The organism is Rubricoccus marinus (assembly GCF_002257665.1).
Classification (GTDB): domain Bacteria; phylum Bacteroidota; class Rhodothermia; order Rhodothermales; family Rubricoccaceae; genus Rubricoccus; species Rubricoccus marinus.
This window is the reverse complement of sequence record NZ_MQWB01000001.1, coordinates 821,451-835,415: the sequence shown is the minus strand read 5'-3', so window position 1 is coordinate 835,415 and position 13,965 is coordinate 821,451. Positions and strand designations below refer to the sequence as shown.

The window sequence follows — 13,965 nt, the reverse complement described above, 5'->3', positions numbered from 1 at the left end:
GCGTGCAGCCGACTCCAGGCCTCTGGCGCCAGAGGCTATCCCAGAGCCGTTGCCAATGCGTCGGCCGTCGCGAGGATCTCGCCAGAGGCCTCGACGCCGTCGCGCCATTCGTCCGGGAAGGCGCTCGCGCCGTTGAACGCACCCAGCAGCGCGCCGAGGATCGCGCCCACCGTGTTGGCGTCGCCACCGACGTTGATGGCGGCGAGGAGTGACGCTTCGGCGAGCGCGGGGCCTCTGGCGGCCATCGCGAGCGCGAACGGGAAGGTCTCGTCGGCGGCGGGGCCGGTGTCGTCGCAGAGGTCCTGGAGGTCGAGCGGGAACTCGAACAGGCGACCGGCCAACAGATCAAGGCGGCGCGAGACGGCGCCAGAGGCCCCGATCTCGGACTCGGCGGCGCGGGCGGCATCAGCGGCCTGCGAGACGAAGTCGGCTCCCTCCACCGTGTCGGCTGGGGCGCCGAGTGCACGCCGTGCGGCGTCGGCCTGTGCGAGCGCGGCGACCAGCGCGTCTGGGCGGTCGTCCACATCCGCGAGAAGCGCGCGCGTCCACGTGAGCGCCTCCGCCAGAGGCGCGTCCGTCCCAGCCCACCACGCGCCGAGCGGAGCCACCGCCGCGGCGGACGCGCTCGTGGCGTACGGCCGGTCAACGGGCCGGCGGAGTTCGACGCCGCGCCTCTGGCGCCAGAGGACCTGAGCGCGCGTGAGGTCGCCGGGGTGCTCGGCGAGGGCGGCGGCGAGCGCGAGGGCGTTCTGGGTGTCCGAGGTCCACTGCCCGGCCTCCAGTTCGCCGCGCTTCTCGTCGGCACGGAAGCCCTTGATGCCTTTGTAGTAGGTGCGGACGTTCTGGTGGCTCAGGCCTTCGATGGGCATCCCGAGCGCGTCGCCGATGGCGAGGCCGAGAAGGAGGCCGCGGACGCGGTCGGACATTCAGGTATGGGGAGGGCGTGCTCGTGAGAAGCCTCTGGCGCTCGCGCGAGTTCCGAGTTCCGAGTTCCGAGTGAAGCTGCTCCCCCGCCCCCTCTGGCGCCAGAGGCCGGGCGGAACTTCTCCGAGGCCTCCCGTCCAACCCTCTCCACTCCCCGTTCGCTCTTGTCCCGCTTCCTCTCCGCTACCTGGGCCGTGTTCCTCAATGACGCGCGCCTCGAACTCCGCAGCCGGACGGCGCTAGGGGCGCTCGCGATGTTCGTCGCCGCGGCGCTCATCCTCGTGCGGTTCTCGCTGGGGCGGATCGCGGTGGGCTCAACCGTGGCGGCAGCGCTGTTGTGGATCGTGGTCGTGTTCGCTGGCGCCATCGGGCTCGGGCGGGCGTTTATGGCCGAGGAGGAGCGCGGGACCACGCTGCTGCTCCGGCTCGCGGCGCCGCCAGAGGCCGTCTACGCGGGGAAGCTGCTGTTCAACGTCGTGCTCACGCTCGCGCTCGCGCTCGTCGCGGGGTTGGGAATGCGCATCCTCATCCCGACCTCGCTCGGCGCGCCGTCGCTCTACTGGGCCGCGCTGGGGCTGGGCGGGCTGGGGCTCGCGAGCACGACGACGCTGCTCTCGGCGCTTCTGGCGCGAGCACGCGCCGCAGGTCCGCTGCTGCCCGTCCTCGCGTTTCCACTTCTCATCCCGCTCCTGTCCTCCGGCGTCGGCCTGACGCTCTCGGCCTCTGGCGCTGAATCCGGCGCGTGGGAAGCAGCCCAGCAAGACCTGCTGCTCCTCGCGTCCTACGCCGGGCTCACTACAACCGTCTCGTTTCTGCTCTTCGAGTACGTCTGGAAGGACTGAGCCTCTGGCGCCAGAGGCGCGCGGGGCTTAGATCGACTCCGCGCGGCCAAAGGCGGACGCGATGAGCGCCTCGGCCTCGGCCTCAGCGTCGGCGGCGGAGGTGAGGCGCGAGAAAGCGCCTTCGAGAGAGCCCTCGCCCGCCGCTTCGAGGATCTGAGCGGGCGAGCCGTCGGCGAGGATCGCGCCGTCGCGGATGAGGATGACCTGGTCGGCCACCTTTTCGACGGCATCCAGGAGGTGTGAGGAGTAGAAAACGGTCGTGCCTTGCCGCGCGAGAGCACGGAGAAGCGCGCGCACCTGGAGCACAGCGTAGGCGTCCAGACCCGAGAGCGGCTCGTCGAGCAGCAAAACGGGCGGGTCGTGCAGGAGCGCAGCCGAGATCAGCACCTTTTGCTTCATGCCCTTCGAGAAGCTCGCCATCGGCTGCAGGGCGTTCGCTTCCAGGCCCCAGAAGGACAGCATCGCGCCCGCGCGCTCCGCCAGAGGCTTCTCGCCGAGCCCATGCATCCGTCCGATAAAGCGGAGGTACTCCTCCGGGCTGAAGCTCTCGTAGAGGTGCCCGTGCTCGGGCACGAACCCGAAGCGCCGCTTCGCGCCGACGGCGTCCTTCGCCACGTCCACGCCGCCCACGACGACGCGACCGGAATCCGGCGCGAGCGTGCCCGTCAGCAGGCGCATCGTCGTCGTTTTGCCCGCGCCGTTGGGGCCGATGTAGCCCGCCACGCGCCCAGGCTCGACCGCGAACGAGATGCCGTGCAGAATCTCGTTGCCGTCGAAGCCGACGTGGACGTCGTCTACCTGAATCATGGGGCGGGAGCCGGAGGCCGGGGCCTCTGGCGTCGGGGTCAGCCCGGCGGCCACGAAAAGTCGCGGCCCCCGAGGAGGTGGAGGTGGAGGTGGAAAACGGACTGCCCGGCGCCTTCGCCACAGTTCATCACGAGCCGGTAATCGGTCAGCCCTTCGTCTGCGGCCACCTGGCGGGCGACCGTGAACAGGTGCCCGACGAGGCCTTCGTCCTCAGGCTCGATGGCGTCCGCGCGCGGGATCGGCTTGCGCGGGACCACGAGGATGTGCGTCGGCGCAACGGGGTGAATGTCGCGGAACGCGATCGCGCGGTCGTCTTCGTAGACGAGGTCGGCCGGGATGTCGCCAGAGGCGATGCGTTCGAACAGGGTGGGGTCGTCGGCCACAGGGGGAGAGCGTTAGACGGAGGTATCGGCGCCAGAGGCCGCCAAGCTAAGCGGGCCTCTGGCGGCGCGGTGCTCGCTCTCGTCGTCTCCTCAGCACGGGCCTCTGGCGTCCGAAGCCCCGCAGGGCTCTCGGCTCGGCGCCAGAGGCGGATCGTCGAGGCTCAATTGCCGTACGCGAGGTCCAGCAGGCGCGTAAAGGACTTCTCCATCTGCGTGTACTCGCCCGTGCACCGCCGCGCGCGGTCGATAGTGAGGGCGTAGTCATCCTCGCGCTCCTCCCCCGTCTCGCTGTCCAGGACGAGCCACGCGTACTTCTCCAGGTCCGAGCCCAGGATCCAGCACTGCACGTTGAACAAGCGCTGCGGGCCTAGCGAGTGCTCATCGGCGAGCGAGCGGCGCCCAAACGTGTTGCCGCCGCTGCCGTAGAGGTAGCTGACGCCGTTGAGCGCAGCCGTCGCGCCTTTGTCGCCCTGGCGAAGCAGCGCGAGCGTCGCGAACTGGTCGGCAACGTCCTCCTCTCGGCCGGTGATGGGCAGATCGAGCTGGTGCGTAAGCGCGTGGCCCACTTCGTGGAGGATGATGAAGTCGTAGGCGCCGGTCACGGCTTCGTCCACCTGCTCCGGCGCGAGGCCCGCGCTGAACTGCGTGATGAGGTCGTCCATGAGCTCGTAGCAGAACACGATCTCGCCGGCGTTCGGGTTGTAGAACGCGTTGGCGTTGGGCCGCGTGGCGCCGGGCTCGGTGCACTCCTTGAAGGAGACGGGCACGTTGGTGGGCAGCGGGTAGCGCGAGTTTAAGCGCTCGGCGACGGTTTCCAGCCGCCGCTCCGCCGCCACGGCTTCGCGGATCTCGGCGTAGTCGCCGGTCTCGGTGTACTGCAGCGGCGCCCACTTGCCTGTAAACCGGGCGTTGGACGTCGTGGTCATCGTGCCCGGCCGCGTCGTCTCGCCAGAGGCCACGCGCTCGGCGGTCAGCGTGTAGGCGCCCGTCGCCCCCGCGGCGTAGGAGTTGGCCTGGATGGCGTAGATCCCCGCGCCGCCAAGCGTGAACTCGACGCGCGCATCGCTGCCGCCCGCGCCGTCGTCGTCCTGGCCGATGCTGGTGAGCTCGCCGCCTTCGAGCGAGCTGACGCCGAGGTACGCGTCGAAGTCCGCGGAGCGCATCGTGACCGCGACGGTCTCGCCAGGGGCCCCACGTAGCACGTAGAGGTCGGCGTAGGATTCGTCCGCGAGCTGCCGGTCCCCCGCCTCCAGCACGCCTCTGGCGGGCGTGCCGATGTCCAACGTGGCGAAGCCCTCGGCCGCGTCCTCCATGTCCGTCACGTCCTCCGGGCGCTGGATGGTGAGCGCGTAGCGCCCTGTCGCGCCGGCGCCGACGGAGTTGGCGATGGCGAGATACGTCCCGCTCTGCGCGAGCGTGACACGGACGCGCGAGCCCAGGCCCGGCCCGTTGTCGTCGTCTTGGGATACGGCCTCCACCTCGTCACCGAAGTAGCGGCTCAGCAGCAGGTACGGGTCGAAATCGTCCGAAGTGAGCGTGACGACGATCTCTTCCCCGGCGCGCCCCTGATAGCCGTACACGTCGAAGTGCGTGCCGTCGGACGAAAGCGTCGGGTCCGAGACATCGAGCTGTCCCTGCACGGTCTCCCCCATGGAGATCATCGCGAGGCCGGAGGGCGCCGCGCCCCCGCCGACGCTGCGGATGGAGAGCGTGTAGCCGCCCCGGGACTCCGGCGCGTACGCGTTCGCCACGATGTAGTAGCGCCCGTCGGTCCCCGTTTCCACGCGGAGCCGCGCGTTGGTGCCGCCGCCATCGTCGTCGTTCGTCGTGGAGGCGCTGAGCGCGGCCTCTGGCGTGGCGCCGCCCATGAGGTAGGCGTCGAAGTCGACGGAGGCGAGGAAGACCTCGATGGCCTCGCCAGCGGCGCCCTCGTAGACGTAGAGGTCGTAGGCGGAATTATCGCGGAGGCGGGGGTCGGCGTCGGAGAGGTCCGCGCGGACCGGGGTGCCCGCCGAGATCGGCTGAGCGTCGCCAGAGGCGAGCGGGCCGGGCCCGCCAGAGGCCTCGGCAAAAAGCGTGTACGCGCCCGTCGCGCCGCCGCGCACGGAGTTGGCCTGTACCACGAATTGCCCTGACGGGCCGACCGAGAGCACGAGCTGCGCGTCCGTCCCCCCCGCGCCATCGTCGTCGTTGGCCTCTGGCGCGAAGGTGCCATCGGTCACTTGGCCGACCGTCATGTACGCGTCGAACGCGGTCGAGCGCATCGTGAACGTGACCGTCTCGCCGGGCGTCCCGCGGTAGGTGTAGAGGTCCACGTGCGAGCCGTCGCTCAGCGTCGGGTCCGAGGCCTCTAGCGTGCCGCGCAGCGTCTCACCGGATTGGATCAGGCGCCCGACGATCTGCCCGGTGCCGCCCGAAATAGACGCCGCCTGGAGGGAGTACCGCCCGGTGGCGCCCGCGGAGATCGAGTTGGCGCGGAGTTGGACCTCGCCAGAGGCGTCTAGCGTGAGCGTCAGCTCGGCGTCGGTCCCGCCCGCGCCGTCGTCGTTCGTCACGTCCGGCCCGATCAGGTACGCGTCAAAATCCGCCGAGCGCATCGTGAACGTGACCGTTTCCCCGGCCGCACCGCGGTAGACGTACAGGTCGTAGTGCGAGCCGTCGTCCAACCTCGGGTCTGAGGCCGTGAGCGTTCCTTGGAGCGTTTCCCCATCGGCGATCCGCCGCGGCCCGCTGCCGAACTGGGCAAAGGCGGGCGCTGCGGTCAGCAGAGCGACGAGGACAACGAGAGGCGCGCGAAGGGACATCATGGTGGGAAACGCTGTGTGCGCTCAGAATACTGAGCACGCCTTTCCCCTTCCATCCCGAGATCACGGGAGCCTCTGGCGCCAGAGGCCGGGCGCTACTCCACCGGCGAGCTGGCGACGATCACGTAGGCGCCCGTTCCCCCTTCCTCATACGTGTTGGCGAGGACCACGTACTCGCCCGAGGCGCCGATCTCGACGACCAGCTCCGCGTCCGTTCCGCCGCCGCTGTCGTCGTCCTCGTGCATCACGGCCAGCGCCTCCTCCAACGTCGGCCCGCCGATGAGGTAGGCGTCGAAGTCCGAGGAGCGCAGCGTGATCACGACCGTCTCGCCGGGCGTGCCGTAGTATGTGTAGAGATCGAAGTAGGAGCCGTCTCCGAAGATGCTATCCCCAGCGTCCAGCACGCCGCCGACGGGGTCGTCGGCAATCAGAGGAGAGGTCTGGGCCTGCGCCGTCAGAGGCAGCGCGAGGAGGGCGAGGGCGGCGAAACGAACGAGCATAGGATCGGCGGAGGGGTCACACAGAGTAGCGATGGAGTCCTCTCGCGAGAACCGCGGGGCGAACGCCCCACGTGCCCGGGTGGTGCCCGGCCTCTGGCGCTTCGCGCGATCCGAGAACGGCGCCGCAGCGCACGGCCGACGCCAGCGGACCCACGTGGGGCCTCTGGCGATCCCAGTGCCGGGCGCCCCCCGGCCGGCTCGGAACGCCGCCAGAGGCTCGGGGTACCCTCGCGAAACGACACCGCCCCCGCCCATGCCCACCGTTTACGTCACGCGGAAGGCCCACTTCAATGCGGCCCACCGCCTCCACAACCCCGAGAAGTCCGACGACTGGAATCGCGAGACCTTCGGCAAGTGCAACAGCTCCAACTGGCACGGACACAACTACGAGTTGGACGTGACCGTGGCCGGAGAGCCCGATCCTGAAACCGGCTTCGTGGTGGACCTCGCCGACCTCAAGCAGGTCATCCGCGACCGCGTGGAAGAGCCGCTGGATCACAAAAACCTGAACTTGGACGTACCGTTTCTAAAGGGCCGCATGACCTCTACGGAAACGCTCGCCATCGCGATCTGGGAGCAGCTCCAAGACGCCATCCCGGGCAGCGGACGCCTTTACGAGCTCGTCCTCCGCGAGACCCCCAACAACAGCGTGGTATACCGAGGTGAGTAGCTTTTCCCACGATTCTGACGCCTTTGCCAACACCGTCGGCGAACCCGGCGGTGCGAGTGACCGCGCGACCGAGTTCGCCTCACCGCTCCTCTACGAGCGGCAGGACGTGTACCACGAGGCCACAACGCGAGAGCTCTCGACGCTGACGCACCGGCAGTTGCAACTCGTGGGCGAGGACCCCGAGCGCGAGGGGCTGCTCAAGACGCCCGAGCGCGTCGCGAAGGCGATGCAGTTCCTCACCCACGGGTACCAACTCGATCCCGAGGCCATCTTGCGAAGCGCCGTGTTCGAGGAGTCGTACTCCGAGATGGTGCTCGTCAAGGATATCGAGGTCTACAGCCTGTGCGAGCACCACATGCTGCCGTTTTTCGGCAAGGCGCACGTGGCGTACATCCCCAACGGCAAGATCGTCGGGCTCAGCAAGATCCCGCGCATCGTGGACGTGTTCGCGCGGCGGCTCCAGGTGCAGGAGCGCCTGACCATCCAGATCCGCGACGCCATCGAGCGCGTGCTGGAGCCCGAGGGCGTGGCCGTCGTCATCGAAGCGCAGCACCTGTGCATGATGATGCGCGGCGCCGAGAAGCAGAACTCGTCCACGACGACGAGCGCCATGAGCGGCGCCTTTCTCGACAACGACAACACGCGCGCCGAGTTTATGCGCCTCGCCGTTCGGTAGCCGCCTCTGGCGTCGCTCATCGGTTCGCACCGGCCTCTGCGCCAGAGGCGGCCCTCTCCTCTTTCCCGTCAGAGACATGAGCCGACCCAACTATGACGGCCGCCGCTTTGCGCCGACGGCCTCTGGCGAGGGCGACGTGGGCGAGGCCACGCGGTTCGACTACCGCCAGAAAGGCAACGTGGTGTGGGCCACCTACCGCGGCGGCGAGGTCCAGATGGGCACGCTGATCGCGACGGTCGACGCCAGAGGCGCGTTGGATATGCGATACGCGCATGTAGATGCCTCTGGCGCGATGCGGACGGGCTCCTGCCACTCGGTCCCGGAGGTGCTGCCGGACGGCCGCCTGCGCCTCCATGAGGTCTGGGAGTGGACCGACGGCGGCACGGGCACGTCCACGCTGGAGGAGGTCTAGCCTCTGGCGTCGGAGGCCTTAGTGCCGGGCGCGGTCCCCCTTGCGGAGCGCGCGGCCTTCGACGCGCTCAAACCGCACCGGGATCGACCCCGCATCGCCGACGACCGGCCGGAGAACGTTGAAGTGGAGGTGGGGCCGGCTCGTGAATCCCGTGCTTCCGGAGATGCCGATGGCGTCGCCGACGCGCACCGAGTCGCCCGGCTCGACGAGCGCGCCATCGGGCGCGAGGTGGACGTACTGCGAGAGCATCCCGTCGGCGTGGTGTAGCGTGACGAAGTTGGCCTCGTCGCGCAGCGAGCGGTCGTTGCCGCCTCGCGTGTACCGCTCCACGACCGTCGCCACGACGCCATCCCGCGCCGCCGTCACCGTATCGCCGACCGCGAGCGAGAAGTCGACCGCGTAGCGCGAGTAGTCGCTGGTGTGAGAAAACGAGCCCTCATACGCCTGGATCACGCTGTACGAGCGCCCCCGCGGAAACGGGAACGCGTACCGCGCCGACGTGTCGGGCTGGGCGCGGTAGTCCCCGACGATCGCCGAGACGCGGAGGCCGCCCGCCACAGCGGCTGAGTCGCGGCCGGCGAGAGGGAGCGTGACGATCTCCGCGCTGTCCTTTGCCGCGAGCACGACGGTGCGCGAGGCCTCTGGCGCCTCGACGGCGAACGTCGCGGGCGAGGCGAGCGGGTTGCGCGCGCCGATGCGGAGAGAGTCGCCGTCCAGGCGGACGTGGACGAACTCCGGAAGCGTCGGTGGCACGTCGGCGCTGCACGCCGAGAGAAACAGGAAGAGCAGGAAGGTCCGTCGCATCGCGCCAGATTACGCGAGAGCGAGGAGCGATGGTAGGCCTGTGCCGCCGCGGCACAGAACGCCGCCCCCCGTCCAGCGCTCGCCAGAGGCCTCTGGCGAGCCCGAGACCTACTGTCCCTCGCCTTTCGTGCAGAACCGTGCCTCTGGCGCCAGAGGCACGGCTCATCCCTCCATCGCGCATCCCCTATCCTTCTCCCCCCTACGCCATCGTCAGGCCGCCGTCGACGGCGAGCGACTGGCCGGTGACAGTCCGCGAGAGCGGCGAGGCGAAAAAGAGGACGGCGTCGGCGAACTCCTCTGGCGTGACGGTCTGCTGCAGCGGCGTGCCCTGCCGGACGAACTCGAACACCTCGTCGGAGGTCACCGCGCTGGCGTCCGTCGTCTGGAGCAGGCCGCCGGCCACGAGGTTGACCCGGATGCCGTGGGGACCGAGCTCCTTCGCGAGCGTCCGTGTGAGGCCGACGAGCCCGGCCTTGGCGGCGGTGTAGTCGTGGTACGTCACGACCGGGTTGTACACGAGGTTGGTGCCGATGTGCACGATGGAGCCGCCAGAGGCCTGCTCCCGCATGACGGGCGTGAGCGCCTGCGCGAGGTGGAACGCGGCCCGCACGGCGCCCTCGTACTGGCGGTTGAAGTCCTCCCACTCGGCGGTCTCGATCCCGACGTAGCGCGCGGACGGATCGAAGGAGTAGGACGGCAGCGCGTTCGAGACGGCGATGTCGATGCGGCCGTAACGCTCCTGAATCGCCTCGATCATGCCCTGCACGGCGTCGCGATCGGTCACGTCGGCCCCGTGCGCGAACGCGCGGCCGCCCGCGGCCTCGATCTCGGCCACGACGCCAGAGGCCTTGTCGGCGCTGTGGAGGTAGTTGACGCACACGGCGGCGCCTTCGCGCGCGAGGGCCTTGGCGATGGCGGCACCCGCGCCGCGGCTGGAGCCAGTAACGAGGGCGACGGAATCGGACGAGAGCAGGGGCATACGGACGGATCGGGGGTGAGTAGGCCGTTCGGACCCGCGCCTCTGGCGGCGCGTTCCCCCGCCTTTCCCTCTTCCCCACTATGCCGACCATCGTCATCACCGGCGCGAGCCAAGGCATCGGCCGCGCCGTCGCGCTCGGCTACGCGCGGGCGCCCCAGGCCTCTGGCGTCCGGCTCGCCCTTCTCGCGCGCAACGTCAGAAACCTCGAAGCCGTTGCCGCGGAGTGCCGCGAAGCGGGCGCCGAGGCCGAGGTCTTCGCGTGCGACGTGACCGACGGGGACCAGGTAGCGCGCGCCTCCGGCGAGGTCCTGGACCGCTTTGGCGCGCCCGACATCCTCGTGAACAACGCCGGCGTGTTCGTGCCCGGGACGTTTTTGGAGATCACGCCAGAGGCCTTCCGCTCCCAGATCGAGGTCAACCTCACGAGCGCGTTTCTGGTCACGCAGTCCTTCCTTCCCGCGATGCTGGCCCGGGGCGACGCCGGGGCCTCTGGCGCGGAGGCGGACGCCTCTGGCGACATCGTGTTCATGGCGAGCGTGGCGAGCACGCGCGGGTACCCCGGCGGGGCCGCGTACGGCGCGGCGAAACACGGCCTGCTCGGCCTCGCGCGGACGCTCCGCGAGGAAACCAAGAGCCGGGGCCTCCGCGTCATCACGGTCCTCCCCGGCGCAACGCTCACGCCGTCGTGGGAGGGCGTGGACGTACCGCCGCACCGGCTCATGCCGCCAGAGGCCATCGCGCAGGCCGTCGTCGCCGCGACCTCAATGCCGCGCGGCGCAGTCGTCGAAGAGATCCTGATCCGACCCCAGGAGGGCGACCTGTAGCCGCTGGGTGCTGGGTACCGGGTACTGCGTGAAGCTGCCTCGCGCTTGCCTCTGGCGCCAGCGGCCGGGCGTCTAGAGCCACGGATGGGTCACCGTCGGCGCGTGGCGTTGGGGCCTCTGGCGGATCCGTGGCGGTCCGCGCGTCGTGCACCGCGCCCCCCTTCCAGCCGCCATGACTGTCCAACACGACTCCGCCCACAACCGCTTTACTGCCGATACCGAGCACGGCACCGCCGAACTCGGGTACCGGGCCGGCGGCGGCACCATCGCGTTTGTCCACACGCGCGTCCCCGAGCCCGACCGCGGGCAGGACATCGGCAGCCAGCTGGTTGAGGCCGGGCTCCAGCACGCGCGCGAGAACGACCTCAAGGTGCTTCCCGAGTGCCCGTTTGTCGAGTCGTACATGGAGAGCCACCCCGAGACGCAGGACCTCCTCGCCCGAGGCTAGGACCAGCGGGACTAGCGCCCGAGGCTTCACGCAGAACGCTGCGGGCCTCTTGCGCCAACGCCCGCTCAGGTCGGCATCTTGCGCCATGCCCGACGACCTTTTCGACGCCGCCGCCACCGCTCGCCGCCAACGCTCCGCGCCTCTGGCGGACCGCATGCGCCCCCGCACGCTGGACGAGTTCGCGGGCCAGGGCCACCTCCTCGCACAGGGCAAGCTGCTCCGCCGCGCTGTCGAGGCCGACCGCGTGACGAGCCTCATCCTGTTCGGCCCGCCCGGAACCGGCAAGACCACGCTCGCGAGGATCATCGCGAACACGACGAGCAAGCACTTCGCGAGCCTCAACGCCGTCCTCGCAGGCGTGGCCGACATTCGGGCGCAGATCGACGCCGCGCGCCAGAGGCTCAAGCACCACGGTCAGGGCACGATCCTGTTCGTGGACGAGGTGCACCGCTTCAACAAGTCCCAGCAGGACGCGCTGCTCCCGCACGTCGAGAACGGGACCGTCACGTTTGTCGGCGCGACGACCGAGAACCCGTACTTCGAGGTCAACAAGGCGCTCGTTTCACGCTCGCGCATCTTTGAGCTCCAGCCGCTGACGGAGGCCGACCTGGAGCAGATCGCGCGCCAGGCGCTGGGCGACCCCGACCGTGGCTACGGCCGCCAAAACGTCGTCCTCGCGCCAGAGGCGATGGCGCACCTGGTCAGCACCTCCAACGGCGATGCGCGCTCCATCCTCGGCGCGCTAGAGTTGGCCGTCGAGACGACGCCCCCCGCGGCCTCTGGCGCCATCGAGATCGGCCTGCTGGAGGCCGAGGAATCGATCCAGAAGCGCGCCGTGCTGTACGACAAGGACGGCGACGCGCACTACGACACCATCAGCGCGTTTATCAAGAGCATGCGCGGGTCGGACCCCGACGCGGCGCTGTACTGGATGGCGAAGATGATCTACGCCGGCGAGGACCCGCGCTTCGTCTTCCGCCGGATGCTGATCTTCGCCGGCGAGGACATCGGCATGGCCGACCCCAACGCGATGCGCATGGCCGTCGCCTGCGCCGAGGCGTTCGACCGCGTGGGGATGCCCGAGGGCCGCTTCATGCTCGCCGAGTGCTGCCTCTACCTCGCGACGGCGCCGAAGAGCAACAGCGGATTCGCGTTTTTCTCCGCTCTCGCGCACGTGGAAAAGGAGCGGACCGAGGACCCGCCGAACGCCCTCAAGGACGGCTCGCGAGACAAAAAGGGCCTGGGCCACGGCAAAGGCTACAAGTACCCCCACGCCTATCAGGACCACTACGTGCCGGAGCAGTACCTCCCGGGCGGGATGCAGGGCACGTATTTCTACGAGCCCTCCGACCAGGGCTACGAGGGCCGCTTGCGGGTGCGCCTGGAGCAGTTGCGCGCGCGCGACGAAGCGGAGTCCATCGAGAAGCGCGTGCGGCGCTACGCGGAGGAAGACGCGCCACAGGCGACGGGAACCGAAACCTCTGGCGAGAGCGAGGCGCCAGAGGCCTCTGGCGAGAGCTGAGCCGCACGCGCGCGCTGCCGACGCGCCTCTGGCGCCAGAGGCGCACCCGAGGCACGGGATGTCTCTGGAGACCGATACCTTGGGCCCTACACCAGCCCCCTTCGGATGGACGGCCCGAGCTTCAGCAACGCGATGGCAGTGATCTACCTGCTGGGAGCCACCCAGGGGCTGTTCCTCGCCGCCGTGCTCGCGAGCCGGCACCGCAACGCGCTACCCAACCGGCTGCTCGCCGCAGTCGTGCTCGTGTTCTCGATCGACCTCGCGATGGCGGTGTACCACGCCACGGACGCGAGCGCGGTCGTTCCGGCCCTCATCGGTCTGGACCTGCCGATCGGGTTTCTGTACGGCCCGCTGTTCTATCTCTACGTCCGCACGTTCACAGCCGAGCGCCCGGAGATGAAGCGGACCGACCTGTGGCATCTGGCGCCGTTCGTGCTGCTGTCGCTGTTCCTCGTCCCCTACTACCTTCTGCCCGGCACGGAGAAGCTGGCGCTGCTAAACGACCCCGGAGCGTCGTTCCAGACCGGGGCGTTGACCATCATCAACCCCCTGAAGCTCGTCCACGGCTTCGTCTACATCGCCCTCGTGGTGGCGCTGCTTCGGCGGCACCGCGCCCGGGTGCGCGACCAGGAGGCGCCCGTCGATTCGGTTTCGCTCCGCTGGCTTCGCGCGCTCGCCGTCAGCGTGCTCGCTCTGCTCACAGTCGTCACCGTGCTCTACGCCGCCGGCGTCCGAGACCACGTGCCGACGCTGGGGATGGACCCGAGCGCCATCTACGACGATCTCACCCTTCTCAGCGTGACGGTCTTCGTGTACGCGCTCGGCTACTTCGGCCTGCGCCACCCGAGCCTCTTCGCTCCCGATCCGGCCTCTGGCGCGACGGTACAGGACCATGAGGCTTCACCTGCGCCAGAGGCCCCGTCAGAGCCTGCGTACGCGCGCTCCGGGATGCGGCCGGAGGAAGCGGCACGGCACCGCGAGCGGCTGCTCGCGCTCATGGAAACCGAGCACATCTACCGGCGTGGCGACCTCACGCTGTCAGACCTCGCTGACGCTCTCGGCATCACGCCGCACAACCTCACCGAGGTGCTCAACACGCACCTCGGGCAGAGCTACTACGACTTCGTCAACGGGTACCGCGTGCGCGAGGTACAAGAGCGGCTCGTGGACCCGGCCTGCGCCCACCTGACGGTCTTAGCGATCGGGATGGAGGCAGGGTTCAACGCGAAGTCGTCGTTCAATGCGGCGTTCAAGCGGCTCACCGGCCTGACGCCCTCGGCCTACCGCCAGAGGCAAAACACGGCCGCCTGAGAGTCCAGACCAGCGGGATGGGACCTGATACGGGGTCCAGATGGACGGGCGTGAGCGCT

15 protein-coding genes are annotated in these 13,965 nt (G+C 69.5%); 8 read left to right on the top strand and 7 right to left on the bottom strand.

Annotation, left to right across the window (positions count from 1 at the left end):
- Window positions 1-35: 35 nt before the first annotated feature.
- Complete coding sequence (locus tag BSZ36_RS03280) at window positions 36-926, bottom strand: ADP-ribosylglycohydrolase family protein (protein ID WP_094545975.1); 891 nt, start codon at window positions 924-926, stop codon at window positions 36-38.
- A 162-nt stretch (window positions 927-1,088) separates the two neighbouring features.
- On the opposite strand from BSZ36_RS03280, the gene BSZ36_RS03275 reads away from it, so the two are divergent.
- The gene (locus BSZ36_RS03275; protein WP_094545973.1) at window positions 1,089-1,766 is read left to right on the top strand and encodes a heme exporter protein CcmB; all 678 of its coding nucleotides are present in this window, start codon (window positions 1,089-1,091) and stop codon (window positions 1,764-1,766) included.
- A gap of 27 nt (window positions 1,767-1,793) precedes the next feature.
- On the opposite strand, the gene BSZ36_RS03270 is transcribed toward BSZ36_RS03275, so the two are convergent.
- From BSZ36_RS03270 to BSZ36_RS03255, 4 genes are all read right to left on the bottom strand, one after another.
- Window positions 1,794-2,573, bottom strand: a complete 780-nt coding sequence (locus BSZ36_RS03270) for an ABC transporter ATP-binding protein (RefSeq protein ID WP_143536734.1) — start codon at window positions 2,571-2,573, stop codon at window positions 1,794-1,796.
- A gap of 38 nt (window positions 2,574-2,611) precedes the next feature.
- Window positions 2,612-2,956, bottom strand: a complete 345-nt coding sequence (locus BSZ36_RS03265) for a histidine triad nucleotide-binding protein (RefSeq protein WP_094545969.1) — start codon at window positions 2,954-2,956, stop codon at window positions 2,612-2,614.
- Window positions 2,957-3,117: 161 nt separating this feature from the next.
- Window positions 3,118-5,763, bottom strand: coding sequence for a DUF4344 domain-containing metallopeptidase (locus tag BSZ36_RS03260; RefSeq protein WP_094545967.1), 2,646 nt, complete (start codon window positions 5,761-5,763; stop codon window positions 3,118-3,120).
- Between the two features lie 92 nt (window positions 5,764-5,855).
- Window positions 5,856-6,260, bottom strand: a complete 405-nt coding sequence (locus tag BSZ36_RS03255) for a hypothetical protein (RefSeq protein WP_094545965.1) — start codon at window positions 6,258-6,260, stop codon at window positions 5,856-5,858.
- Window positions 6,261-6,513: 253 nt separating this feature from the next.
- Here BSZ36_RS03255 and BSZ36_RS03250 point away from each other — a divergent pair, with 253 nt between their 5' ends.
- The 3 genes from BSZ36_RS03250 to BSZ36_RS03240 all read left to right on the top strand — a co-directional run bounded on the left by BSZ36_RS03250 (window position 6,514) and on the right by BSZ36_RS03240 (window position 8,018).
- Window positions 6,514-6,930 (top strand): 6-pyruvoyl trahydropterin synthase family protein, encoded by a 417-nt coding sequence (locus BSZ36_RS03250; RefSeq protein ID WP_094545963.1) that lies wholly within the window; start codon window positions 6,514-6,516, stop codon window positions 6,928-6,930.
- A gap of 106 nt (window positions 6,931-7,036) precedes the next feature.
- The gene (gene folE / locus BSZ36_RS03245) at window positions 7,037-7,606 is read left to right on the top strand and encodes a GTP cyclohydrolase I FolE (RefSeq protein ID WP_094551139.1); all 570 of its coding nucleotides are present in this window, start codon (window positions 7,037-7,039) and stop codon (window positions 7,604-7,606) included.
- 76 nt (window positions 7,607-7,682) lie between these two features.
- Complete coding sequence (locus BSZ36_RS03240) at window positions 7,683-8,018, top strand: avidin-fold protein (protein WP_094545961.1); 336 nt, start codon at window positions 7,683-7,685, stop codon at window positions 8,016-8,018.
- Between the two features lie 18 nt (window positions 8,019-8,036).
- Here the strand turns inward: BSZ36_RS03240 and BSZ36_RS03235 are convergent, their stop codons facing one another.
- The gene (locus tag BSZ36_RS03235) at window positions 8,037-8,822 is read right to left on the bottom strand and encodes a M23 family metallopeptidase (RefSeq protein WP_094545959.1); all 786 of its coding nucleotides are present in this window, start codon (window positions 8,820-8,822) and stop codon (window positions 8,037-8,039) included.
- Window positions 8,823-9,021: 199 nt separating this feature from the next.
- Window positions 9,022-9,801 carry a 3-oxoacyl-ACP reductase gene (locus BSZ36_RS03230; RefSeq protein ID WP_094545957.1) on the bottom strand — a complete coding sequence of 260 codons (780 nt, stop codon included), beginning with the start codon at window positions 9,799-9,801 and terminating at the stop codon, window positions 9,022-9,024.
- 80 nt (window positions 9,802-9,881) lie between these two features.
- Here BSZ36_RS03230 and BSZ36_RS03225 point away from each other — a divergent pair, with 80 nt between their 5' ends.
- The 4 genes from BSZ36_RS03225 (at window position 9,882) to BSZ36_RS03210 (ending at window position 13,906) form a co-directional block, all read left to right on the top strand.
- Window positions 9,882-10,625 (top strand): SDR family oxidoreductase, encoded by a 744-nt coding sequence (locus BSZ36_RS03225; protein ID WP_094545955.1) that lies wholly within the window; start codon window positions 9,882-9,884, stop codon window positions 10,623-10,625.
- Between the two features lie 172 nt (window positions 10,626-10,797).
- On the top strand, window positions 10,798-11,073 hold the full coding sequence (locus BSZ36_RS03220) for a GNAT family N-acetyltransferase (RefSeq protein ID WP_094545953.1): 276 nt from the start codon (window positions 10,798-10,800) through the stop codon (window positions 11,071-11,073).
- Window positions 11,074-11,158: 85 nt separating this feature from the next.
- Window positions 11,159-12,595, top strand: a complete 1,437-nt coding sequence (locus tag BSZ36_RS03215) for an AAA family ATPase (RefSeq protein WP_094545951.1) — start codon at window positions 11,159-11,161, stop codon at window positions 12,593-12,595.
- A 105-nt stretch (window positions 12,596-12,700) separates the two neighbouring features.
- Entirely contained in the window at window positions 12,701-13,906 is a 1,206-nt protein-coding gene (locus BSZ36_RS03210) for a helix-turn-helix domain-containing protein (RefSeq protein WP_094545949.1), read from the top strand.
- Window positions 13,907-13,965: the final 59 nt, after the last annotated feature.